We start from the raw sequence: 22795 nt of genomic DNA on the forward strand, positions 1-22795 counted from the left end.
AGAGTCGCAGTGATTCGGCGGGGCAACAAGAGGGGGTGCGGTGCCCGCGGGGGGAGTGCGGGGGGCGTACTGGCCGGCAACCGCCCTCGGCGGCGGTGGCTCAGTCCCGGTTGAGGTACTCCAGGAGCTCCTCGTGCAGCAGGCCGTTGGAGGCGGCCGCGTTTCCGCTGTGGGGCCCGTGGACCCCGTCGAGGCCGGTGAACGTGCCGCCCGCCTCCTGGACGACGATCGCGGTCGCCGCCATGTCCCAGAGCGAGAGCTCCGGCTCCGCGCAGATGTCGAGCGAGCCCTCGGCGACCATCATGTACGGCCAGAAATCGCCGTACCCGCGGGTCCGCCAGACGGCCCGGGTCAGGTCGAGGAAGCCGTCGAGCCGGCCCCGCTCCTCCCAGCCGCTAAGGGAGGAGTACGCGAACGAGGCGTCGGACAGCTTCGCGACCTTCGAGACGTGCAGCCGCGTCGCGGAGGACAGACTCCGCCCGGTGTACGCGCCCGCGCCCTTCGCCGCCCACCAGCGGCGGCCCAGTGCGGGGGCCGAGACCACGCCGACGACGGGCTGGTAGCCGCCCTCTCGGGCCTCCATCAGGGAGATCAGCGTCGCCCACACGGGAACGCCGCGCACGTAGTTCTTCGTGCCGTCGATCGGGTCGACGACCCAGCGCCGGGGGCCGGTGCCCTCGATGCCGTACTCCTCGCCGAGGATCGCGTCGCGCGGCCTGGCGCGCTGGAGCTGGTGGCGGATCAGCTCCTCGGCCGCCTTGTCGGCCTCGCTGACCGGGGTCATGTCCGGCTTGGTCTCGACCTTGAGGTCGAGCGCCTTGAACCGGTCCATGGTCGCCGCGTCGGCGGCGTCCGCGAGGACGTGGGCGAGACGCAGATCATCGTGGTAGTCGGCCATGTTCGCACTCTATCCCCGGGCTGCCGCCACCCGTTCGGCCCGTCCGGTCCCCGGCCGTCGTGGCCGGAGGGGCCCGTGTCCTGCGAACGCCCCTTGACAGTGGGTGCCCGGGCGTCAACTCTGAGCGAAGAGCCGCGGGGCCGCGGAGGCGCCCCGCCCGGGAGGCCCACGATGCCCACAGCGCGCGAGGCACTGCTGAACGCCGCTCTCACCGCTCTCGCCGGCCGTCCCTGGCCCGCCGTCCGCATGGTCGACGTCGCCTCGGCGGCGAGCGTGTCCCGCCAGACGCTCTACAACGAGTTCGGCAGCAAGGACGGCCTGGCCCGGGCGCTCGTGCGGCGCGAGGCCGACACCTACCTCCGCGGCGTGGACCGGGTGCTGGCGGAGCCCGGCGGCGCCGCCGAACAGCTTGTCCGCCTGGCCGAGTGGACCCTGGACGAGGCGCGTTCCCGGCCGCTGCTGCGCGCCCTGCTCACGGGTTTCTGGGGCGAGTGCCTCCCGGAGCCGAGGCCCGCCGGCCGCTCCGGCGCGGGTCCGGGTGTCCCCGCCCAGCGGCGCGCGGACGCCGGTCACCCCGCCCCCGGCGCACTGGTCGCCGCGGTCCGGGACCGCTCGCTCGCCGCGCTGGAACAGGGCGCCTGCCGCCGGACGGACGAGGAGACCGCTGAGATCGCCCTGCGCTGCGAGCTGGCCGTGCGGCTGGCGCTGTCCTGTCTGGTGGCCGGGCCGCCCGAGGGGGCGGGCCGGCTGGTCCGCGCGGCTCTCAGTGGGCCGGGCTGGAGAGCTGCAGGCCGATGACCCCGGCGATCACCAGTCCGATCGAGACCATCTTCAGCGTCGAGGCGACCTCCCCGAGGAAGATCATCCCGTAGATCGCCGTGCCGGACGCCCCGATGCCGGTCCACACCGCATAGGCGGGGCCGACGTCGAGCTTGCGCAGGGAGAGCGTCAGCAGCCCGAAGCTGCTCATCGCGAAGATCGCGAAGGCGATGGTCGGCCAGAGCCGGGTGAAGCCGTGCGAAAGCTTCAGGCAGATCGCGAACCCCGTCTCGAGGAATCCGGCGACGATCACGAGCAGCCACGCCATGGTCAGTGCCTCCCGCGTCGCCAGTCCCGCGTCCAGTGACTGCTTCGTCCCGCTCGGTGCGATTATGCACTTACCAGTGGCAGTCACCCGCAAACGTGCGCGGATCAGTCGCCGTCGCGTCGCTCCCGCGTCGCCAGCAGTCGCCGCAGGGAGTACAGGCGAGCCGGATCGGCATGTCCCTGGGCCACCCACTCGTCCAGGGCGCAGTCCGGCTCGTCGTGCGAACACGCGCGCGGACACTGCTCGGTGCCCGGCTCCAGATCGGGGAAGGCGTGGATGACCCGGGACGGGTCGACGTGGTGCAGCCCGAAGGACCGCAAGCCCGGAGTGTCGATCACCCAGCCCCCGGCGTCCGCCAGCGGCAGGGCCAGAGCGGACGTGGTGGTGTGCCGGCCGCGGCCCGTGACGGCGTTGACGTGCCCGGTCGTGCGCCGCCTCTCCTCCGGTACCAGCGCGTTGACCAGCGTGGTCTTCCCGACGCCGGAATGGCCGACGAACGCGGTGATCCGGCCGTCGAGGTGTTCGCGCACCACGTTCGCCGCCTCGCCGGCGTACAGCTCCTCGCGGGAGGTCACGACGTACGGGATGTCCAGTGCGCCGTACAGGTCCAGCAGCGTGGACGCCGGGGCCAGGTCCGACTTCGTGAGCACCAGCAGCGGCTCCAGGCCGCCGTCGTAGGCCGCGACGAGGCAGCGGTCGATCAGCCGGGGGCGGGGCTCGGGATCGGCGAGGGCCGTCACGATCGCCAGCTGGTCGGCGTTGGCGACGACCACCCGCTCGTAGGGGTCGTCGTCGTCGGCGGTGCGCCGCAGGACCGAGGCGCGCTCCTCGATGCGCACGATGCGGGCGAGGGTGTCCTTGCGGCCGGACAGATCGCCGACCAGGCTCACCCGGTCCCCGACGACGGCCGCCTTGCGGCCCAGCTCCCGGGCCTTCATCGCCATGACCGTGCGGTTGCCCACGAGGCAGGTGAGGCGGCCCCGGTCCACGGTCAGGACCATGCCCTCCGCGGCGTCCTCGTGCTTCGGGCGGATACTCGTGCGAGGCCGGTTGCCCTTGCGGTTCGGGCGGACCCGGACGTCGTCCTCGTCGGTGTGCTTGCCGTAGCGGCGCATCGCGTGCCGTCCCGCTCAGTTCCCGCCGAGCATGCCGGTCCACATCCTCGGGAAGTCGGGGAGGGTCTTTGCGGTCGTCGCCACGTTCTCGATCTCCACGCCCTTGACGGCGAGGCCGATGACGGAGCCGGCGGTGGCCATCCGGTGGTCGTCGTACGTGTGGAAGACGCCGCCGTGCAGCGGTCGGGGCCGGATGTGCAGGCCGTCCTCGGTCTCGGTGACATCGCCGCCGAGCTCGTTGATCTCCTTGGTCAGGGCCGCGAGGCGGTCCGTCTCGTGGAGCCGCAGGTGCGCGACTCCGCGCAGCGTCGAGGGGGAGTCGGCCAGCGCGGCCACCGCGGCGATGCCGGGGGTCAGCTCGCCGACCTCGCCCAGGTCGACGTCGATGCCGTGGATCCGGCCGGAGCCGGTGAAGGTCAGCCCGGCGTCGGTCAGCTCGCAGGAACCGCCCATTTCGGTGAAGATCTGCCGCAGGGCGTCACCGGGCTGGGTGGTGCGCTCGGGCCAGTCCGGGATCGTCACCCGGCCGCCCGTGACCAGCGCCGCCGCCAGGAAGGGCTGGGCGTTGGACAGATCCGGCTCCACGGTCAGGTCCCGGCCCAGCAGCGCACCGCTGCGGACCCGCCAGACGTCCCGCTCACCGCCGGTCTCCGGCTCGTCCACCTGCGCCCCGACCGCACGGAGCATGTCGACGGTCATCCGGATGTGCGGCATCGACGGCAGCCGCGAGCCCACGTGCCGGACCTCCACCCCCTGGTTGAAGCGGGGCGCGGAGAGCAGCAGGGCCGAGACGAACTGGGAGGACGACGAGGCGTCGATCTCCACCGCGCCGCCGTCCAGCGCCCCGCCCCCGTGCACGGTCATCGGAAGGGCGCCGCGGCCGTCGTCGTCGATCCGGGCGCCCAGGACGCGCAGTGCGTCGATCACCCCGCCGAGCGGGCGCTCGTAGGAGCGGGGGTCGCCGTCGAACCGGATGGGGCCGTCGGCGAGCGCGGCGACCGGGGGCAGGAAGCGCATCACCGTTCCGGCGTTGCCGACGTCGACCGTCGCGGGTCCGTGCAGCCCGGCCGGGATGATCCGCCAGGCCTCCCCGCTGTCGGGCCCGCCGGTCGCTGTGGAACTGGAGGAGACCTGCTCCTCGATGCCGACGCCCATGGCGCGCAGCGCCTCCGCCATCAGCAGGGTGTCGCGGGAGCGCAGGGGGCGGCGCAGCCAGCCCGGCTCCGCCGCCAGCGAGGCGAGCACCAGAGCACGGTTCGTGACCGATTTCGATCCCGGAACGGTGACCGTCGCATCGACGGGCCCACTCGCGTGGGGGGCGGGCCAGAGGACGGTGTGCACGGGGCTCTCGGTCATGGCCCTCACTTTAGTGGGCCCGCGGAGTACCGGACGTTCGCCGACCGGTCAGGCGGCATCCCGATCGGTCACAGACCGAGCAGCCAGCGACCGCCCCCGATCAGGGAGCACAGCGATACGGCATGGAAGAGGAAGAACCACATCGCGGGCGGGACGTGCGTCAGTCTCGCCAGCTGGTCCGCGTCCGAGTCCGGCGCGCCCCCGTGCCTGCGCTTCGCCTGCAGTTCGAAGGCCGGCCGCACGCCGCCGAGCAGCAGGAACCACACGGCCGCGTAGGCGAACCCCGCCTGCACCTCCGGTTCGGTGAGCCAGGACACCAGGAGGAACGCCGCACCCGTGAGGATCACGGTGAGCGCCCCGTAGGCGTTGCGGATCATCACCAGCATCGCGATCAGCAGTGCCGTGGCAAACCACAGCAGCAGCGTGATGCGGTGCGCGGCGAGCAGCCAGGCACCGCCGAGGCCGAGCAGCGGCGGCGCTGTGTAGCCGGCGGCAGCCGTGAGGATCATGCCGAGGCCGGTCGGCTTGCCGCGGCTGACCGTCAGGCCGCTGGTGTCCGAATGCAGCCGGATGCCGTCCAGCCTCCGGCCGGTGACCAGGGCGACGAGGCCGTGCCCGCCCTCGTGGGCGATGGTGATCGCGTTGCGGGACAGCCGCCAGACCGCGTGCGGCACGACCGCGGCCAGGGCGAGCACGGCCGTGCCTATGACGAGCCAGCGGTCGGGGGCCGGCTGGGTGCCGAAGATTTCGGGTGTGACCATTTCCGGGGTGGCTCCTCGGGAGGCTCGGGGTCGTGGCAGTGTGGCACTCATGTGCGGACGTTATGCAGCGAGTCGCAGGCCCGAGGACCTCACCGGACTCTTCCAGATCGAGAAGTGGGAGCCGACGGAGGCCCTGGCCCCCGACTGGAACGTGGCCCCCACGAAAGAGGTCTACGCGGTACTCGAACGTCCTCTGAAGGACGCGGACGACCGTCGTCCGGTTCGTCAGCTGAGGAAACTCAGGTGGGGGCTCGTCCCGTCCTTCGCCAAGAACCCCGAGGGCGCGGCCCGGATGATCAACGCACGGGCCGAGACCGTCCACGAGAAGCCCTCGTTCCGCCGGCCCTTCGTGGCCCGGCGCTGCATCCTGCCCGCGGACGGCTACTACGAGTGGGTCACCGGCACCGAGGAGCGGGAGCTGGAGGTGAAGGGGAAGAAGAAGCGGCCCCGCAAGCAGCCGTACTTCGTCACCCCGGCCGACGGCTCGGTCTTCGCCATGGCCGGGCTGTACGAGTTCTGGCGCGACCGGACCCTGCCGGACGACCACCCACAGTCCTGGTGGGTGACCTGCTCCGTGATCACCACGGAGGCGGAGACCGGGCCGCTGGGGGTCGCGCCGGCCGAGGGCCCGCGCTCGCTGTCCGACATCCATCCGCGGATGCCGCTGATGCTCACCGAGGACCGCTGGGATGCCTGGCTGGACCCGGCCCGTACCGACCCGGACGAGCTGCGCGAGCTTCTGGCGCCGCCGCCCACGGGTCTGATGCGCGCCTATCCCGTGGGAACGGCGGTCTCCAGCGTCCGCAACAACGGCCCGGAACTGCTGGAGGAGCTGGAGGCCCCGGAGGTCGGCACGCTCTTCTGATCCGTCCCGCGTCTCCCGGGCCTGTGGTGTGACACTGCTGTCGTGACACAGAGCGAGATCGTCGAGACACCCGCCGGGGACGCCCGTATCACCTGGCACCCGGCAACCGGCAGGGCCGGCGTCGTGCTGGCGGTGAGCCACGGCGCGGGCGGCGGCATCGGCGCACAGGACCTGCAGGCCCTGGCGGCCGCGCTGCCGGCCGCCGGGGTCACGGTGGCCCTGGTGGAGCAGCCGTGGCGGGTGGCGGGCAAGAAGGTCGCGCCCGCGCCGAAGACCCTGGACACCGGCTGGCGCGGACTGTGGCCGGCCCTGGAGAAGAAGGGGCTCCCGATCGTCGCCGGCGGGCGCAGCGCGGGCGCCCGCGTGGCCTGCCGCACCGCCCGCGAGCTGGGCGCCCGCGCCGTCCTGGCGCTGAGCTTCCCGCTGCATCCGCCGGGGAAGCCGGAGAAGTCCCGGGCGGACGAGCTCCTCGGCGCCGGGGTGCCCGTTCTGGTCGTCCAGGGCGGGAACGATTCGTTCGGCAGGCCGGAGGAGTTCCCGGACGGTTCGTACGAACTGATCGAGGTGGACGCGGCCGACCACGGGCTCTCGGTGCCCAAGCGGGCGGCCCTCACCCAGCAGGAGGCGCTGGGGACCGTCGTCGACGGCGTACGGAAGTGGATCACCGCCCTGGTGTGACCGGCCGGACGGAGGGCGGTGCGGCTGCCGGGAATAGTGCGGGGCGCACTCGCCGTTGTGCAGCACGTCAGCACAGCAAGCGTGGAGAGGGAGTCCGTCGCATGGGTTCGACCATCTGCCCGAGCCGGTCGCAGGCCGCCGACCTGGACTGGACGGTCCTGCCTGCGCCGAAGGCGGCAACGATTCGGGCGGCGGGCGGAGCGGTTGGTCGTCTATCCTCCGATTCGAGCGGGTCCGGTCTCGGTCTCGCCACAGCGTTGGAGGAGGTGGGTCCGGTCACTGGGACCGACGACGGCCACACGGAAGAGACGGCCGCCGAGCGCAACGCGCGGTTCGAGCGGGACGCTCTCGGCTACCTCGACCAGATGTACTCGGCCGCGCTGCGTATGACGCGCAATCCGGCCGACGCCGAGGATCTCGTACAGGAGACGTACGCGAAGGCCTACGGTTCGTTCCACCAGTTCCGTGAGGGCACCAACCTCAAGGCGTGGATGTACCGCATCCTCACGAACACCTTCATCAACTCGTACCGCAAGAAGCAGCGTGAACCGCAGCGCAGTGCGGCGGAGGAGATCGAGGACTGGCAGCTCGCCCGCGCCGAGTCGCACATGTCGACCGGTCTGCGCTCGGCAGAGTCCCAGGCACTCGACCACCTGCCGGACTCCGATGTCAAGGAAGCCCTGCAGGCGATCCCGGAGGAGTTCCGCATCGCCGTCTATCTCGCCGACGTCGAGGGCTTTGCGTACAAGGAGATCGCGGACATCATGGGGACTCCCATCGGTACGGTGATGTCCCGACTGCACCGTGGCCGCCGCCAGCTGCGCGGCATGCTCGAGGACTACGCCCGTGAGCGCGGGCTCGTTCCCGCGGGCGCCGGGGAGTCGACGAACGATCGGAAAGGCGCGGGCTCATGAGCTGCGGAGAGCCGCACGAGACTGACTGCGCGGAGGTACTCGACCATCTGTACGAGTTCCTCGACCGTGAGATGCCCGATGCCGACTGCACCAAGTTCGAGGTGCACTTCGAGGAGTGCTCGCCCTGCCTGGAGAAGTACGGCCTTGAGCAGGCGGTGAAGAAGCTCGTCAAGCGCTGCTGCGGCCATGACGACGTGCCGGTGGACCTGCGTGCCAAGGTCATGGGCCGGATCGAGCTGATCAGGGCCGGCGAGGCCGTGCCCGACCACGACGTGACGGCGGGCCCGGCGGACGTGCCGACTCCGGCCGAGTAGCCGGCCCGGCCGCGGCGCGGGCACAGGGGCGGGACCCATGAGGTCGCGCCCCTTCGCCGTACCCGGGCCGGTGTCGTCGCACCCGCCTGCCCCGCACGGGCACGCCGCCCGCCTGCCCCGCACGAGCACACCGCATGCCCCCGCACGGGCACATGCACGCGCCTGTCACCCGATGGTGCCAATCCCCGGCAAGCGAATGTCCGGAGTTGGACAACTCGCTAGCCTGACGCTCTGTTTGGGGGCTGCCGAGGAGGCTGACGGCGGGTGAGACGCATTCCCGGAGCGGCGCGCGGATACATCCTGTGCGCGGTGGTGGGCGCCGGGTCGTGCGCCCTGCCCGCCGTGCGCCCCGGGGCGGACACTCCCTGGACCACCGTGGCGCTGCTGGCCGGTCTCTACGCCCTGTGTGAGGCCCCGGGGCGCTGCCCCTTCCTGGGGCGGATGCTGGGCGGGTCCGTACCGGTCGGCGCCGGATCGTTCTTCCCCGTCCTGCTCGCCGCCGCCCTGCTGCTGCCGCCCGCCGGGGCCGCGCTCGCCGCGGTGCCGGGGGCCCTGCTCGCCCGCGTGGAGCAGCGCCCGGGAGGCGTCCGGCGGGTCTGGCGGGCCGCCCGGCTCAGCCTGGCGGCGGGCGCCGCGTCCGGCGCGGCGGCCCTGTGCGGCGGTCCCGCAGCCCTGGCGGCCCCCGCCCTCCCGTACGCTCTGGTCCCCGCCTGCGCCGCCGCGCTGACGTTCTGCCTCGTCGTGGCCGCGCTCGACGGGGGCATCCTCGCCACCGCCGAGCGGGTGCCGGTCCGGGCCGCCTGGCGCGGGCTGCTGCCGGGTTCACTCGGCCCGCACCTCGTGCACGGGCTGGCGGGGCTGATGACGGCGGTCCTGTGGCGGAGCCCCTACGGGCCGCCGGCCGCCCTGTTCGTGCTGCTGCCCATGTACATCTCGTGCTGGGTCTTCGCGCAGTACCACCGTGAGCAGGGCGCCCATCGGTCCACCATCCGCGCCCTCGTCCAGGCCGTCGACATCAAGGACCGCTACACCCGCGGTCACAGCGAGCGGGTAGGCCGGGCGAGCGTGCTGATCGCCCGCGAGCTGGGGATGGACGAGGACCGGCTCGAGGTGCTCCGGTTCGCGGGCATCCTCCACGACGTGGGCAAGCTCGGCGTGCCCACACGGGTGCTCCGCAAGGACGGCCCGCTGACCCAGGAGGAGCGCCGGGTGATCGAGCTGCACCCCGAGTACGGGCACGAGATCGTCCGCGGCATCGGCTTCCTCGGCGAGGCCCGTGCGGCGATCCTCCACCACCACGAGCGGCTCGACGGCAGCGGCTACCCGTACGGCCTCGCAGGACGCCAGATTCCGGAGGTCGCCCGTGTCGTGGCCGTCGCCGACGCCTTCGACGCCATGACCTCGACCCGTTCGTACAGCAGGGCACGGCCCGTGCCCACCGCGGTCGAGGAGCTCAAGCGGTGTGCGGGCACCCAGTTCGACCCCCGGATGGTCCGGGCCCTCGTCCGCGCCCTGGACCGGCACGGCTGGGAGACCGCCGTCACGGCCGACGAGCCCGCCGTGCCCCCCCGGCCGCTCCTCGGGCGGGCCGCCCTCCCGGCTCAGCCGAAGGGGGCGCCGGCCGCCGGGTCGCACGGCGGGCGCGGCGGCGCCGCCCGGCACCGGCGGGGCGGATGAGCGCGCGGGCGCCGGGGGTCGTCACCGCCGTGTACGCGGCGGCGGTCGTGCTCGCCGCGGCCGGGCTCGGCTGGACCGGGTGGAACGGGGTCGCGGAACCCCTCGTCGCCCTGGCGTTCGGGCTGCTGATCGCGGTGGGCGAACTCGCCCGCTGGGGAGCCCTGCCCGGGGAGCGGGAGCCGGCCCCCCTCGGCGCCGCCGGCGCGCTCGCCTACGCCCTGCTCGCCGAGAACGCCGGTCAGGCCACCGCGCACGGCGTCCCGCAGATCGTGGCCGTCGTCACGGCCGGCGCCCTGGCCGGCGCCGTCCCGCACGTCGCCCAGGGCCGGGGGCCGGCGCCCGACCACGTCGCCCGCAGGGTGATCACGGTCACGTTCGCCGCGGTCTGCTTCCGGCCGCTCCACGGGCCGGGCGCCCCTGAAGAGCTCGCCACCGGCCCCGGTCACGTCCTGGTGATGCTGCTCGTGCTGGTGCTCACCGCCCTGTGCGACGCCGTCCTCGCGGCCCTGATGGTGCGTGCACGTACCAGGTACCCCTTCGGGCCTCTGCTGCGCGAGGAGCTGCGCTCGCTCCCCGGCATCGGCTCCGCGGTCTGTGCGACGGGTGCCGTCATGGCGCTCGGCACGGCCGTCGCCGGGCTCTGGGCCCTGCCGGTGTTCTGTCTGCCGCTGCTGCTCACGCAGTTGTCGTTCCGGCGGTTCGCCGCGGTCCGTACGACCTACCGGCAGACCATCGCCTCGCTCGCACGGGCGACCGAGATCGCCGGCTACACCCCCCACGGGCACGCGCGCAGGGTCGCCGCCCTGAGCGCGGCCGTCGGCCGTGAGCTGGGGCTCTCCGGCCCGGACCTGATCGTCCTGGAGTACGCGGCGCTGATGCACGACATCGGCCAGCTCTCCCTCGTGGACCCCGTACCGGACGGGGCGACCGCCCTGCTGCCGGTGCCGGAGCAGCGCAGGATCGCCCTGCTCGGCGGTGCCGTCGTCCGCCAGACCGGGGTTCCGCAGGCGGTCGCGGTGGTCGTCGAGCGGCAGGCCGACCCGTACCGCGAACAGCCGCTGCCCGCCCGTATTGTCCGCACCGTCAACGCGTACGACGATCTCACCGGTGAAAGTGCCGGGAGCGCGCTCGCCGCACTGGAGCAGCTCCGCCTGGGAACCGCTCACGACTACCAGCCGGAAGTGGTGGAGTCCCTGGCCCGGGTGCTGTCGCGCGGTGGTCTCGGTCCCGCTCAGCCTGGGTAACCCATGGGTAATGAGCGGGCGTCCGACCGGGCATGGTTGGATGCGAAAGAAGGACCACTGAGAGACATCGACACGCAGACACTCAGGCAGTGTCCGGGGGCAGTGACCCGAGCGACCGGCAGGCGGGAATCGTGAGGATCTTCGGGAAGGTACGGCATCGGCCCTCCGCCTCTTGGCGGCAGGCCACCGACCGCGCGTTCACGCTGATCGGCGACGGCCGGTACGAGGACGCGGGCGCGCTGCTGACGCGCGCGGCGGATCTGGAGCCCTGGCTCTCCGAGTCGTGGTTCAACCTCGCGCTCCTCCACAAGTTCCGGCACGACTGGGAGCAGGCCCGCGCCGCGGGCCTGCGGGCCGTCGCCCTGCTGGACAAGGAGACGGGCGCCCCCGACTGGTGGAACGTGGGGATCGCCGCCACCGCCCTGCAGGACTGGCCGCTGGCCCGGCGCGCCTGGCAGGCGTACGGGCTGAAGGTGCCCGGTGGCCCGCGCGCCGCGGGCGGCGGGGGAGCGGCGGCGGGCGCGGAGCCCGTCGGCATGGAGCTGGGCAGCGCCGCCGTGCGGCTGTCGCCCGAGGGCGAGGCGGAGGTCGTGTGGGGCCGCAGGCTCGACCCGGCACGGATAGAGGTGCTGTCGATCCCGCTGCCGTCGTCCGGCCGTCGCTGGGGCGAGGTCGTCCTCCACGACGGCGTCCCGCACGGCGAACGCACCACCGCGGCGGGACACAGCTTCCCCGTCTTCGACGAGATCGAGCTCTGGGCGCCCTCGCCCGTGCCGACCTGGGTGGTGCTGCTGGAGGCCGCGACCGAGGAGGACCGGGACGCGCTGGAGCAGCTCGCCGCCGACGCCGGGTTCGCGGCCGAGGACTGGTCCTCGTCGGTGCGGCTGCTGTGCCGGGCGTGTTCCGAGGGCGTGATGCCGAGCGCCGAGGGGGACGGGGAGCACCTGGACCCGCACGACCACAGTGAGCCGGGCCACCCGGGTCCGCTGGGCCACCGCACCGCCGGCGAGCTCTGGGTGCCGGAGCGGGAGTGCGGAATCGCCGCCCCCGCCGCGCTCGTGCGGGGGCTGCTCGACGGCTGGGTGGCGGACAGCCCCGACAGCCGCGAGTGGCGCGATCTCGAGGAAGTCTGCTGACCACTGCCGCAGGGCCGTAGGCTGTACGGGTCATCGGGACGGTTTTGAGGAAGGCTTACGGCGGAAATGGCGCAGCAGGAGACGGACGAGCAGATCAACGACGGCTTCGTCGTCGACACGGAGGACTGCGAGGAGCGCGAAACGGCCTACCGCGAGCGCGGCAGTGCCCGTCCCATCACCGTCGTCGGCAATCCGGTGCTCCACAAGGAGTGCCGGGACGTCACGGAGTTCGACGACAAGCTCGCGGCGCTGATCGACGACATGTTCGCCAGCCAGCGGGCGGCCGAGGGCGTGGGCCTGGCCGCGAACCAGATCGGCGTGGACCTCAAGGTCTTCGTCTACGACTGCCCGGACGACGAAGGCGCGCGCCACGTGGGCGTCGTCTGCAATCCGGTGCTGCAGGAGCTGCCGCCTGAGCTCCGGATCCTCGACGACTCCAACGAGGGCTGCCTGTCGGTCCCGACGGCGTACGCGTCGCTCGCCCGCCCGGACTACGCCGAGGTGCACGGCCAGGACGCCGAGGGCAAGCCCATCAAGGTGCGCGGCACCGGCTACTTCGCGCGCTGCCTGCAGCACGAGACGGACCACCTGTACGGCCGGCTCTACATCGACCGGCTGTCGAAGCGGGACCGCAAGGACGCGCTGCGGCAGATGGCGGAGGGCACACCGCGCTACGAGACCGTGCCCAACGACTGACCCGCCCTTCGGCCGTCGCGCGCTCCGCAAGCGCCTGTCCGCGCCCCGCACCGAACGTCGGCGCGGGGCGCGGCCGTTACCGCCAATGGGCCGACAAATGTCGGCACCCCGGGCCCTGTTGACGCGCGTCGACCGTCCCGTCAGTCTCTGGCGTGCACTCCCTCATCCGGTGGACCCGTCATGGAGGGCCGATGCCCAGACGTACCGCTCGACTCCTGCTGTCGTTTGTCATGCTCATGGTCGCATCGCTGGGCGGGGTCGTGGCCACCGCCGGCACAGCGCACGCCGACGGCTGCTACACCTGGTCCCGCACCCTCTCCCAGGGCGCCACGGGCGCCGATGTCACCCAGCTCCAGATCCGTGTCGCCGGATATCCCGGCCACGGGGCGGTCCTGGCCGTCGACGGGGACTACGGACCGGCCACCACGGCCGCCGTCAAGCGCTTCCAGTCCGCCTACGGCCTCGCCGCCGACGGTGTCGCCGGCCCCGCCACCTTCAGCAAGCTCTACGCCCTCCAGGACGACGACTGCACCCCCGTCCACTTCAGCTACGCCGAACTGAACGACTGCAACTCCACCTGGGCGGGCGGCGCGGTGAGTGCCGCCACCGCCAAGTCCAACGCCCTGCGCACCATGTGGAAACTGGAGGCCATGCGGCACGCGCTCGGCGACCAGCCCCTCCGGGTCACCAGCGGTTTCCGCTCCCACGCCTGCAACGACGCGGTCGGCGGCGCATCGGGCAGCCGCCATCTCTACGGCGACGCGGCGGACCTGGGCGCAGGCCCGCACTCCCTGTGCACCCTGGCCCGGCAGGCCCGCAACCACGGCTTCAACGGCATCCTCGGCCCCGGCTACCCGGGCCACGGCGACCACGCCCACGTCGACCACCGCGCGAGCCGCTTCTGGTCGGCGTCCGGCTGCGGGATCTGAACGGCGACGGGCTCAGGCGGCACGGACGGGGCCGCGGAAGGTCCTCCGGTACGCGTTCGGCGTCGTCCCCAGCGTCCGCAGGAAGTGGTGGCGCAGGGCCGCGGAGTTGCCGAAACCGGCCCGGCCCGCGATCGCGTCCACCGTCTCGTCCGTCGCCTCCAGCAACTCCTGCGCCAGCAGCACGCGCTGGCGCAGGAGCCAGCGGTACGGCGTCGTACCCGTCTCCTGAAGGAAGCGCCGGGCGAAGGTCCGCGGCGACATGTGCGCACGCCCGGCGAGTTGCTCCACGGTCATCTCCCGGTCCAGGTGCCGCTCCATCCAGGCGAGCACCTCGCCGACGGTGTCGCAGCGGGTCCGAGGCAGGGGCCGGTCGATGTACTGGGCCTGGCCCCCGTCGCGGTGCGGCGGGACGACCATCCGCCGAGCGATCTTGTTGGCGACCTCCGGGCCGTGCTCCTGGCGCACCAGATGCAGACAGGCGTCGATGGCGGCGGCCGTGCCGGCCGAGGTGACCACCGGCCCCTCGTCGACGTACAGCACGTCGGCGTCCACCCTCGCCCGCGGGTGGCGCAGGGCCAGCGCGTCCGCATGCAGCCAGTGCGTGGTGCAGCGGCGTCCGTCGAGCAGCCCCGCGGCCCCCAGCACGAAGGCGCCGGTGCAGACGGAGAGGACCCGGGCGCCGCGGTCGACGGCGTCGCGGAGCGCCGCGAGCAGTGGCTCGGGATAGTCGCGCGCCGTGTAGTCGCTGCCGGTGGGCACGGCGATGAGATCGGCCTCCGCCAGCCGCTCCGGGCCGTGTTCCACCTCCACGGTGAAGCCCGCGTGGGTCCGCAGCCGGCGGCCCTCGGCCGAGACGACGGCGAAGTCGTGGACGGGCAGCCCGTCGTCGCTGCGGTCGAGGCCGAAGACCTCGCAGAGGACGCCGAGTTCGAAGGGGTGCACGCCGTCGAGCACGACGGCCGCCACATTCTCCAGCATGAGCGGAGTGTGGCAGTAATTCGATGCCCTACGACAGTCCTGCCACTGACCTTTCCGTGCCCGTACCGCGACAGTGGAGGACATGAACAGCGTCCTCGACTACCTGACCGCCGGCGGCCTCCTCCTCCTCGTCGCCCTCGCCCCGCTCCTCGGCCACGCCGGGGACCGCAGGACCGACCGCGAACTGCGCCGGGCGGAGCGTCCGGACGACGACACGGGCGGGCGCCCGGACCGATCCCCGGTCCGGGCGCCCGCCCGCGCGCGTCCGTCTGCGTCGGGCGCCGTCCTCAGAAGTCCTCGTCCAGATCGACCGTGCCCTCCACGGCGACCTGGTACGCCGAGGGCCGGCGCTCGAAGAAGTTCGTCAGTTCCTGCACACCCTGCAGCTCCATGAAGGAGAAGGGGTTCTGGGAGCCGAACACCGGGGCGAAGCCGAGCCGGGTCAGCCGCTGGTCGGCGACGCACTCCAGGTACTCGCGCATCGACTCGGTGTTCATCCCCGGCAGACCGTCCCCGCACAGGTCGCGCGCGAACTGCAGCTCCGCCTCGACCGCCTCCTTCAGCATGTCGGTGACCTGCTGCCGGAGCGTGTCGTCGAAGAGCTCCGGCTCCTCCTTGCGGACCGTGTCCACGACCTCGAACGCGAAGTTCATGTGCATGGTCTCGTCGCGGAACACCCAGTTCGTGCCGGTCGCGAGACCGTGCAGCAGACCCCGCGAGCGGAACCAGTACACGTACGCGAACGCCCCGTAGAAGAACAGCCCCTCGATACAGGCCGCGAAGCAGATCAGGTTCAGCAGGAAACGGCGGCGGTCGGCCTGGCTCTCCAGCCGGTCGATCTTCTCGACCGAGTCCATCCACCGGAAGCAGAACTGGGCCTTCTCCCGGATCGACGGGATGTTCTCCACCGCGGCGAAGGCCGCCGCGCGGTCCTCCGGGTCGGGCAGATAGGTGTCCAGCAGCGTCAGATAGAACTGGACGTGCACGGCCTCCTCGAAGAGCTGCCGCGACAGGTACAGGCGCGCCTCGGGGGAGTTGATGTGCTTGTACAGCGTCAGCACCAGGTTGTTCGCGACGATCGAGTCGCCGGTCGCGAAGAAGGCGACCAGACGGCCGATCAGGTGCTGCTCGCCCGGGGTGAGCTTGGCGAGGTCCGCGACGTCCGAGTGGAGGTCGACCTCCTCCACCGTCCAGGTGTTCTTGATGGCGTCCCGGTAGCGGTCGTAGAAGTCGGGGTAGCGCATCGGGCGCAGCGTCAGCTCGAAGCCCGGGTCGAGCAGGTTCTTGTCGTTCATAGCAGTCGGCGCGGGGCGCCGTCCTCCAGCGGTGGTGTGCGGTCGGCGGGCGGAGTTACTGGCAGGCCTCGCAGGACTCCGGGTTCTCCAGCGAGCAGGCGACGGCGTCGGGGTCGGCGGCCTGCTGGACGGGGATGGTGGCGGCCGGCGCCGCGCCCGAGGCGGCGCGGGCGATCCGGGTCGCGGGCCGGGAACGCAGGTAGTACGTGGTCTTCAGGCCCTGCTTCCAGGCGTACGCGTACATCGAGGAGAGCTTGCCGATCGTCGGCGTCTCCATGAACAGGTTCAGCGACTGCGACTGGTCGAGGAACGGGGTGCGGGCCGCGGCCATGTCGATCAGGCCGCGCTGGGGGATCTCCCAGGCGGTGCGGTACAGCGCGCGGACCTCCGCCGGGATCCAGTTCAGGCCCTGGACCGAGCCTCCGGAGTCCCGCAGCGCCTCACGGGTCTGCGCGTCCCACACGCCGAGCTTCTTCAGGTCGTCCACCAGGTAGGAGTTCACCTGGAGGAACTCGCCCGACAGCGTCTCGCGCTTGAAGAGGTTGGAGACCTGCGGCTCGATGCACTCGTACACACCGGCGATCGACGCGATCGTGGCGGTGGGCGCGATGGCGAGCAGCAGCGAGTTGCGCATCCCGGTGGCGGCGACGCGTGCGCGCAGTGCGGCCCAGCGCTCGGGCCAGGCGAGCTCCGCGTCGTAGTGGTCGGGGTGCAGCACCCCGCGGGCCGTGCGCGTCCGCTCCCAGGCGGGGAGGGGCCCGTTGCGCTCGGCGAGGTCGCAGGACGCCTCGTAGGCGGCCAGCATGATCCGCTCGGCGATCCGCGTCGACAGCGACTGCGCCTCGGCGGAGTCGAACGGCAGGCGCAGCTTGAAGAAGACGTCCTGGAGGCCCATGGCGCCGAGGCCCACCGGGCGCCACTTGGCGTTGGAGCGGCCGGCCTGCTGCGTCGGGTAGAAGTTGATGTCGACGACCCGGTCGAGGAAGGTCACGGCGGTGCGGACGGTGTCGTCCAGCCGCTCCCAGTCGATCACGTCCTCGCCGTCGGGGGCGTCCCGCACGACGAACGCGCCGAGGTTGACCGAGCCGAGGTTGCAGACGGCGGTCTCGCCGTCGTCGGTGACCTCGATGATCTCGGTGCACAGATTGGAGGAGTGGACGACGGTGCCGGGCTCCGCGGTCTGGTTGGCGGTGCGGTTGGAGGCGTCCTTGAAGGTCATCCATCCGTTGCCGGTCTGCGCGAGCGTGCGCATCATGCGCCCGTAGAGATCGCGGGCGGGGATGGTGCGGCGGGCGAGCCCGGCCGCCTCCGCCCTGCGGTACGCGGCGTCGAAGTCGTCGCCCCAGAGGTCCACGAGCTCCGGCACGTCGGCGGGGGAGAACAGCGACCAGTCGGCGTCGGCGTTCACCCGGCGCATGAACTCGTCGGGGATCCAGTGCGCCAGGTTGAGGTTGTGCGTACGGCGCGCCTCCTCGCCCGTGTTGTCGCGCAGCTCCAGGAACTCCTCGATGTCCGCGTGCCACGTCTCCAGGTAGACGCAGGCCGCGCCCTTGCGCCGGCCGCCCTGGTTGACGGCCGCCACCGAGGAGTCCAGCGTGCGCAGGAACGGCACGATGCCGTTGGAGTGGCCGTTGGTGCCGCGGATGAGCGAACCGCGGGAGCGGATGCGCGAGTACGAGAGGCCGATGCCGCCGGCGTGCTTCGAGAGCCGCGCCACCTGGTGGTAGCGCTCGTAGATGGAGTCCAGCTCGTCCAGCGGGGAGTCCAGCAGGTAGCAGGACGACATCTGGGGGTGCCGGGTCCCGGAGTTGAAGAGCGTGGGGGAGGACGGCAGGTAGTCGAGCCGGCTCATCAGCCCGTACAGCGACGCCACTTCGTCCAGCGCGCGCAGCGACTCGTCCTCGGCGAGGCCGCAGGCGACGCGGAGCATGAAGTACTGCGGTGTCTCGATGACCTTGCGGGTGATCGGGTGCCGGAGCAGGTAGCGGCTGTAGAGCGTGCGCAGGCCGAAGTAGCCGAAGCGGTCGTCGGCGGCCGGGTCGACCAGCGAGTCGAGGCGCTGGGCGTGGCCCTGCACGAACGCGGCCGTGCGGTCGGCGATCAGCCCCTCGCGCCGGCCGACGGCGATCGAGGCGGAGAACGCGGACGCTCCCTGGCCGGCCGCTTCCGCCGCGATGGTGAGGGTGAGCAGCCGGGCCGCGAGCCGGGAGTACGCCGGGTCCTCGGAGATGAGGCCCGCGGCCGCCTCCGTGGCCAGTTCGCGCAGTTCGGCCTCGTCCGAGCCCGCGTGGCGGCCCCGGAGGGCCGCGGCGGCGACCCGGCCGGGGTCGGCGTCGGGCAGGTCGGCGGTGAGCTCGGTCAGGGTCCGCAGGAGCGCGGTGCCTGGTCCGTCGGCGAGCTTCGCTGAAGCAGGATCGGGCGGCGCGATGGTCACGGGGTGCTCTCCCTCGCTCGGCTGGGGGCCGGCGGGGCGCGGGGGCACGGACGCACACCCGGGCAGGGCGGACCGCGTCCACCGGCCTTTTCCGCGAGGCCCGGACGTCTGGGCACCCGGGCCGGACGGTCCGGGCGCACCGTCGGCAGGTCCTCGGACTCACGGGCGTACGGGGCCCCGGATCCGGGCCCGCGCACGCCGTACACCGTTGCGGGACAGTTCCGGATTCCCACCGGATTTCCCTGCGGCGACAGCGAGCATGAGCATACATGTGGGGGCCGCGAGTTGCGGAACCCCCCACATGTTGTGTCGTGGCCCCGCTTGGAGCTCAAGGACGTACACCCCCGCGGCGGCGGGCAGGGCCCGGGTGCCGTCCCCTTCCGGGTGCCCGTACGAGGCCTGGCCGTTCGCGGAGACGGCATGCGGGCGTGCGCCGCGGAGCGGGTGGAGGGCGCCGGCCGGTGCGGCCGAGGGCGCGGGCGGCGTGACGCGCGCGCGGGTGCCCGGCGGGAAACCCTCGCCGCGGGCCCGCGGAACGACGGCATGCATCCGGGACGCGGCTTCGCCGCGTCCCGCGGCATCCGCCCGGGGCCGCCGCCGGCCGTGAACGTCACTGCGCCGGCGATCGGCTCCTCGCCGCCCGCCGCGAGCGGTACGCCGGCTTCCGCGGCCCGCGGGGCGGCGTCCCGCAGCACGGCGGGGCGGGCGGGGTCCTCCCCGAACTCGGCTGCCCCGTCGCCGGGATGGGCCCGCGCGCCGGGGTCCCCGAGGCCCCCTGGCCGCCGGGCCCGCGCGGCTCACGGCGAGGTCCGCGGGGGGCAGGGTGCGCCCCGGGAACGGCGACGGGCCTTCGCGTCTCCCCGGCGGGGAGACGCGAAGGCCCGGGGGCGGCTGCCGGTGCGGACGGTCAGCAGCAGCGGAATCCCTTGCGGGGGTCCGCCTCCCGCTCGTCCATGCGGCAGCGTTCGAACTCGCGGCGGGACATCACCTTCGCGTCGGGGTCGTGCGACCGCGTGTGGGCCACGTAGCGGTCGTACACCGACTCGCCCGAGACCTCGCGCACGTACCAGCGGACCCAGTCCAGAGCACGCCGTACCCCGCTCACCGCCGTCATGGCTCCCACGGTACTCACGCCTTGCCGCCGCCCGCGGCCCCGGAGTCCGCGGACTCGCGGGCCGGGGCGCCGGCGCCGACCGCTGCGAGCTCCGCCTTCTCCTCCTTGGTGGCGAACATTCCGGCGGGCGCGACGAGTTTCGACTCGACGTACGGGACCTCGGCGAGCCGGACGGTCTCCGGCTTGCTGATCGCCTTGAAGCAGACCCGCCCGGCGTCGACCAGGACCACCACTATCAGGAGGGCGAACAGCGCGCAGAGCACGCCGTCGACGGTCGAGTTGGTGACGATGGTGTGCATGTCGTCCATCGACTTCGCCGGGGCGAGGACCTCGCCCGAGTCGATGCCCGTCTGGTACTTGTCGCGCTGGGCGAAGAAGCCCACCTTCGGGTCGGCGGAGAAGATCTTCTGCCAGCTGGCGGTGAGGGTGACCGTGGCGTCCCAGGCCAGCGGGACGGCAGTCACCCAGGCCCACTTGAGGCGCCCGGACTTCACGAGCAGCGTGGTGCAGACGGCGAGGGCGACGGCCGCGAGGAGCTGGTTGGCGATGCCGAAGAGCGGGAAGAGCTGGTTGATGCCGCCGAGCGGGTCGTGCACGCCGACCCAGAGGAAGTACCCCCAGCCGCCGACGACGACCGCGCTGGCGAACCAGACGCCGGGCTTCCAGCTGACCTGCTTCATCGGCTTGTAGACGTTGCCCAGCATGTCCTGGAGCATGAAGCGCCCCACCCGGGTGCCCGCGTCGACCGTGGTGAGGATGAACAGCGCCTCGAACATGATCGCGAAGTGGTACCAGAACGCCTTCAGCCCGGCGCCGCCGATGACCGCGGAGAAGATCTCCGACATGCCGAGCGCGAAGGTCGGCGCACCGCCTGTGCGGGAGAGCAGGCTCGCCTCCTCGACGTCCTTCGCCGCCTGCGTCAACTGCTCGGGCGTGACGGTGAAGCCGAGGTTCGCGACCGCCTGGGAGGCGGAGTCCACCGTGGTGCCGATGACGCCGGCCGGGGAGTTGATCGCGAAGAACAGGCCGGGGTCGAGGATGCAGGCGCAGATCATCGCCATGACGGCGACGAACGACTCGGTCAGCATCGCGCCGTAGCCGATCATCCGGATCTGTGTCTCCTTCTGGATCATCTTCGGGGTGGTGCCCGAGGAGACCAGGGAGTGGAAGCCCGAGAGCGCGCCGCACGCGATGGTGATGAAGACGAACGGGAACAGCGAGCCGGCGAAGACCGGTCCCTGCCCGTTGGACGCGAACTCGGTGACGGCCGGCATCTTCAGCGTCGGCAGCGCGATGACCACGCCCAGGGCCAGCAGCACGATGGTGCCCACCTTCATGAAGGTGGAGAGGTAGTCGCGCGGCGCCAGCAGCAGCCAGACGGGGAGCACCGAGGCCAGGAATCCGTAGATCACCATCCAGATGACCAGGGTGCCCGGCTCCAGGGTGAAGAAGCCCGCCAGGGAGGAGTCGGCGACCCAGCCGCCAGCGACGATCGCGAGGAGCAGCAGCGCGACGCCGACGACGGAGACCTCGGTGACCTTGCCCGGTCGCAGGGTGCGCAGGTAGACGCCCATGAACAGGGCGATCGGGATCGTCATGCCGATGGAGAAGACGCCCCACGGGGAGTGCGCCAGCGCGTTGACGATCACCAGTGCCAGCACCGCCAGCAGGATGATCATGATGGCGAAGACGGCGACCAGGGCCGCGATGCCGCCGAAGGGACCGATCTCGTCCCGCGCCATCTGACCGAGCGAACGGCCGTCGCGGCGGGTGGAGAAGAACAGGGTCACCATGTCCTGGACGGCGCCGGCGAAGATCACGCCGACGATGATCCAGATGGTGCCCGGGAGGTAACCCATCTGCGCGGCGAGAATCGGGCCGACCAGCGGTCCCGCTCCCGCGATCGCCGCGAAGTGGTGGCCGAAGAGCACCCGCCGGTCGGTCGGGTGGAAGTCGACACCGTTGTCCAGCCGTTCCGCGGGGGTGGCGCGGGTCCTGTCGGCCTTGAGGACGCGGTACTGGATGAAGCGGGCGTAGAACCGGTAGCCGATGGCGTACGAGCCGAGCGCGGCCGCCAGCATCCAGACGGCGGAGACCTCCTCGCCCCGCGAGAGGGCGAGCACGCTCCAACCGGCCGCGCCGACGAGCGCGACGAGTACCCAGACTGCGATGGACTGCGGAGTTGTTCTCCGCTGGGATGTATTCGATGGTGCCGGCTCGGCCATGGTGTGGCTCCCGTCCCGTCGTGATCACCTGTAACGCGCAGGCAATCTAGGCGACCGATTCGCCAGCGTCACCCCCGCTTCACGTATCGGTACGGCAACGACTGGGGCGACGGTCCGGTACGGGGCTTCTGTGCAGCGCGGGCCGGGTCAGCCCCTGGGGGCTGACCCGGCCCGCGGTCGCGTCTCGACGAGCCTCCCGGCGGTGTCCGCGCGGGCGGTGCTCAGCCCGCCTCGGGCCGCTGCAGCCTGGCCACGAACTTGTAGCGGTCGCCGCGGTAGACCGAGCGCACCCACTCCACGGGTTCGCCGCCGGCGTCCAGCGAGTGCCGGGAGAGCATCAGCATCGGCAGGCCGACGTCCGTGCCGAGCAGCCCTGCCTCGCGGGGGGTGGCCAGCGAGGTCTCGATCGTCTCCTCGGCCTCGGCGAGGTGGACGTCGTACACCTCGGCCAGGGCGGTGTAGAGCGAGGTGTACTTCACCAGCGACCGGCGCAGCGCCGGGAAGCGCTTCGCCGACAGATGCGTGGTCTCGATCGCCATCGGTTCGCCGCTCGCCAGCCGGAGGCGCTCGATGCGCAGCACCCGGCCGCCCGGCGCGATGTCCAGCAGCCCGGCGAGGGTGTCGTCGGCCGTCACGTAACCGATGTCCAGCAGTTGCGACGTGGGTTCCAGGCCCTGCGCCTTCATGTCCTCGGTGTACGAGGTCAGCTGGAGGGCCTGGGAGACCTTGGGCTTGGCGACGAACGTGCCTTTGCCCTGGATGCGTTCCAGCCGTCCCTCGACGACGAGTTCCTGGAGCGCCTGACGCACCGTCGTGCGCGAGGTGTCGAACTCGGCGGCGAGCGTGCGCTCGGGCGGGACGGGCGTGCCCGGGGGCAGCGTCTCCGTCATGTCCAGCAAGTGCCTTTTGAGGCGGTAGTACTTGGGCACGCGCGCGGTCCGGGTCGCCGTCCCGTTCTCCGGCTCGGTGCCGGCCCCGTCCGTGGCCATGGCCTGCCTTCCCGACTCGTGTGGTGCTGCCGTCACCGGCTCCTCCGTTGGTTGCGGCTCACATGGTGGCACGGTCCGGTCACGGGTCGT

21 protein-coding genes and 1 riboswitch are annotated in these 22795 nt (G+C 72.3%); of the genes, 10 read left to right on the forward strand and 11 right to left on the reverse strand.

From position 1 onward, the window contains the following. Window positions 1–100 precede the first annotated feature (100 nt). Entirely contained in the window at window positions 101–898 is a 798-nt protein-coding gene (gene hisN / locus BLT82_RS04900; protein ID WP_093652547.1) for a histidinol-phosphatase, read from the reverse strand. Window positions 899–1069: 171 nt separating this feature from the next. Between hisN and BLT82_RS04905 the strand changes: the two genes are divergently transcribed. Continuing rightward, on the forward strand, window positions 1070–1696 hold the full coding sequence (locus BLT82_RS04905; RefSeq protein ID WP_093652548.1) for a TetR/AcrR family transcriptional regulator: 627 nt from the start codon (window positions 1070–1072) through the stop codon (window positions 1694–1696). Here BLT82_RS04905 and BLT82_RS04910 read toward each other — a convergent pair. From BLT82_RS04910 to BLT82_RS04925, 4 genes are all read right to left on the reverse strand, one after another. Further along, complete coding sequence (locus tag BLT82_RS04910) at window positions 1662–1985, reverse strand: DMT family transporter (RefSeq protein ID WP_093652549.1); 324 nt, start codon at window positions 1983–1985, stop codon at window positions 1662–1664. The genes BLT82_RS04905 and BLT82_RS04910 overlap by 35 nt on opposite strands. A 104-nt stretch (window positions 1986–2089) precedes the next feature. Then, on the reverse strand, window positions 2090–3100 hold the full coding sequence (rsgA, locus tag BLT82_RS04915) for a ribosome small subunit-dependent GTPase A (RefSeq protein ID WP_093652550.1): 1011 nt from the start codon (window positions 3098–3100) through the stop codon (window positions 2090–2092). 15 nt (window positions 3101–3115) lie between these two features. Then, window positions 3116–4456 carry a 3-phosphoshikimate 1-carboxyvinyltransferase gene (gene aroA / locus BLT82_RS04920; protein ID WP_093652551.1) on the reverse strand — a complete coding sequence of 447 codons (1341 nt, stop codon included), beginning with the start codon at window positions 4454–4456 and terminating at the stop codon, window positions 3116–3118. Window positions 4457–4524: 68 nt separating this feature from the next. Then, window positions 4525–5217, reverse strand: coding sequence for a M50 family metallopeptidase (locus tag BLT82_RS04925; protein WP_093652552.1), 693 nt, complete (start codon window positions 5215–5217; stop codon window positions 4525–4527). 49 nt (window positions 5218–5266) lie between these two features. On the opposite strand from BLT82_RS04925, the gene BLT82_RS04930 reads away from it, so the two are divergent. The 9 genes from BLT82_RS04930 (at window position 5267) to BLT82_RS04970 (ending at window position 13670) form a co-directional block, all read left to right on the forward strand. Beyond that, window positions 5267–6082 carry an SOS response-associated peptidase gene (locus tag BLT82_RS04930; protein ID WP_093652553.1) on the forward strand — a complete coding sequence of 272 codons (816 nt, stop codon included), beginning with the start codon at window positions 5267–5269 and terminating at the stop codon, window positions 6080–6082. A gap of 42 nt (window positions 6083–6124) precedes the next feature. Further along, window positions 6125–6760, forward strand: a complete 636-nt coding sequence (locus tag BLT82_RS04935) for an alpha/beta hydrolase family protein (protein ID WP_093652554.1) — start codon at window positions 6125–6127, stop codon at window positions 6758–6760. A 266-nt stretch (window positions 6761–7026) separates the two neighbouring features. After that, on the forward strand, window positions 7027–7674 hold the full coding sequence (locus BLT82_RS04940) for a sigma-70 family RNA polymerase sigma factor (protein ID WP_384076183.1): 648 nt from the start codon (window positions 7027–7029) through the stop codon (window positions 7672–7674). Beyond that, window positions 7671–7988 carry a mycothiol system anti-sigma-R factor gene (gene rsrA / locus BLT82_RS04945; RefSeq protein WP_093652556.1) on the forward strand — a complete coding sequence of 106 codons (318 nt, stop codon included), beginning with the start codon at window positions 7671–7673 and terminating at the stop codon, window positions 7986–7988. The genes BLT82_RS04940 and rsrA overlap by 4 nt, the downstream gene beginning before the upstream one ends. 264 nt (window positions 7989–8252) lie before the next feature. Next, window positions 8253–9665, forward strand: coding sequence for an HD-GYP domain-containing protein (locus tag BLT82_RS04950; protein WP_244291833.1), 1413 nt, complete (start codon window positions 8253–8255; stop codon window positions 9663–9665). Further along, complete coding sequence (locus tag BLT82_RS04955) at window positions 9662–10909, forward strand: HD-GYP domain-containing protein (protein ID WP_093652557.1); 1248 nt, start codon at window positions 9662–9664, stop codon at window positions 10907–10909. Before BLT82_RS04950 ends, BLT82_RS04955 begins: the two co-directional genes overlap by 4 nt. A gap of 131 nt (window positions 10910–11040) precedes the next feature. Further along, window positions 11041–12045: a tetratricopeptide repeat protein gene (locus BLT82_RS04960; protein ID WP_093652696.1), complete on the forward strand. Its 1005-nt coding sequence runs from the start codon at window positions 11041–11043 to the stop codon at window positions 12043–12045. Between the two features lie 66 nt (window positions 12046–12111). Beyond that, window positions 12112–12741 (forward strand): peptide deformylase, encoded by a 630-nt coding sequence (def, locus tag BLT82_RS04965; protein ID WP_093652558.1) that lies wholly within the window; start codon window positions 12112–12114, stop codon window positions 12739–12741. A 191-nt stretch (window positions 12742–12932) separates the two neighbouring features. Beyond that, window positions 12933–13670 carry a D-Ala-D-Ala carboxypeptidase family metallohydrolase gene (locus BLT82_RS04970; protein WP_093652559.1) on the forward strand — a complete coding sequence of 246 codons (738 nt, stop codon included), beginning with the start codon at window positions 12933–12935 and terminating at the stop codon, window positions 13668–13670. Window positions 13671–13682: 12 nt separating this feature from the next. On the opposite strand, the gene BLT82_RS04975 is transcribed toward BLT82_RS04970, so the two are convergent. The 6 genes from BLT82_RS04975 to BLT82_RS05000 all read right to left on the reverse strand — a co-directional run bounded on the left by BLT82_RS04975 (window position 13683) and on the right by BLT82_RS05000 (window position 22705). Next, on the reverse strand, window positions 13683–14648 hold the full coding sequence (locus tag BLT82_RS04975) for a helix-turn-helix domain-containing protein (RefSeq protein ID WP_093652560.1): 966 nt from the start codon (window positions 14646–14648) through the stop codon (window positions 13683–13685). A gap of 287 nt (window positions 14649–14935) precedes the next feature. Further along, a complete protein-coding gene (locus BLT82_RS04980; protein WP_093652561.1) occupies window positions 14936–15943 on the reverse strand; it encodes a ribonucleotide-diphosphate reductase subunit beta in 1008 nt (335 codons plus the stop codon). 55 nt (window positions 15944–15998) lie between these two features. Then, window positions 15999–18377 (reverse strand): ribonucleoside-diphosphate reductase subunit alpha, encoded by a 2379-nt coding sequence (locus BLT82_RS04985; RefSeq protein WP_093652562.1) that lies wholly within the window; start codon window positions 18375–18377, stop codon window positions 15999–16001. Between the two features lie 127 nt (window positions 18378–18504). Continuing rightward, a riboswitch (cobalamin riboswitch) is annotated at window positions 18505–18644 on the reverse strand. Window positions 18645–19284: 640 nt separating this feature from the next. Continuing rightward, on the reverse strand, window positions 19285–19491 hold the full coding sequence (locus tag BLT82_RS04990; protein WP_208867705.1) for a YbdD/YjiX family protein: 207 nt from the start codon (window positions 19489–19491) through the stop codon (window positions 19285–19287). 14 nt (window positions 19492–19505) lie between these two features. Then, window positions 19506–21716 (reverse strand): carbon starvation CstA family protein, encoded by a 2211-nt coding sequence (locus BLT82_RS04995; protein WP_093652563.1) that lies wholly within the window; start codon window positions 21714–21716, stop codon window positions 19506–19508. A 221-nt stretch (window positions 21717–21937) separates the two neighbouring features. After that, the gene (locus BLT82_RS05000) at window positions 21938–22705 is read right to left on the reverse strand and encodes a GntR family transcriptional regulator (RefSeq protein WP_093652564.1); all 768 of its coding nucleotides are present in this window, start codon (window positions 22703–22705) and stop codon (window positions 21938–21940) included. Window positions 22706–22795 lie beyond the last annotated feature (90 nt).

Origin of the sequence: Streptomyces wuyuanensis (assembly GCF_900103455.1) — a bacterium.
Classification (GTDB): Bacteria; Actinomycetota; Actinomycetes; order Streptomycetales; family Streptomycetaceae; genus Streptomyces; species Streptomyces wuyuanensis.

Coding starts and splice junctions, on each gene's coding strand:
- BLT82_RS04970 (WP_093652559.1), top strand. CDS start 12,933: ATGCCCAGACGTACCGCTCGACTCCTGCTGTCGTTTGTCATGCTCATG.
- BLT82_RS04910 (WP_093652549.1), bottom strand. CDS start 1,985: ATGGCGTGGCTGCTCGTGATCGTCGCCGGATTCCTCGAGACGGGGTTC.
- def (WP_093652558.1), top strand. CDS start 12,112: ATGGCGCAGCAGGAGACGGACGAGCAGATCAACGACGGCTTCGTCGTC.
- rsgA (WP_093652550.1), bottom strand. CDS start 3,100: ATGCGCCGCTACGGCAAGCACACCGACGAGGACGACGTCCGGGTCCGC.
- BLT82_RS05000 (WP_093652564.1), bottom strand. CDS start 22,705: ATGGCCACGGACGGGGCCGGCACCGAGCCGGAGAACGGGACGGCGACC.
- BLT82_RS04925 (WP_093652552.1), bottom strand. CDS start 5,217: ATGGTCACACCCGAAATCTTCGGCACCCAGCCGGCCCCCGACCGCTGG.
- BLT82_RS04905 (WP_093652548.1), top strand. CDS start 1,070: ATGCCCACAGCGCGCGAGGCACTGCTGAACGCCGCTCTCACCGCTCTC.
- BLT82_RS04975 (WP_093652560.1), bottom strand. CDS start 14,648: ATGCTGGAGAATGTGGCGGCCGTCGTGCTCGACGGCGTGCACCCCTTC.
- BLT82_RS04995 (WP_093652563.1), bottom strand. CDS start 21,716: ATGGCCGAGCCGGCACCATCGAATACATCCCAGCGGAGAACAACTCCG.
- BLT82_RS04990 (WP_208867705.1), bottom strand. CDS start 19,491: ATGACGGCGGTGAGCGGGGTACGGCGTGCTCTGGACTGGGTCCGCTGG.
- BLT82_RS04955 (WP_093652557.1), top strand. CDS start 9,662: ATGAGCGCGCGGGCGCCGGGGGTCGTCACCGCCGTGTACGCGGCGGCG.
- BLT82_RS04980 (WP_093652561.1), bottom strand. CDS start 15,943: ATGAACGACAAGAACCTGCTCGACCCGGGCTTCGAGCTGACGCTGCGC.
- BLT82_RS04930 (WP_093652553.1), top strand. CDS start 5,267: ATGTGCGGACGTTATGCAGCGAGTCGCAGGCCCGAGGACCTCACCGGA.
- hisN (WP_093652547.1), bottom strand. CDS start 898: ATGGCCGACTACCACGATGATCTGCGTCTCGCCCACGTCCTCGCGGAC.
- rsrA (WP_093652556.1), top strand. CDS start 7,671: ATGAGCTGCGGAGAGCCGCACGAGACTGACTGCGCGGAGGTACTCGAC.
- aroA (WP_093652551.1), bottom strand. CDS start 4,456: ATGACCGAGAGCCCCGTGCACACCGTCCTCTGGCCCGCCCCCCACGCG.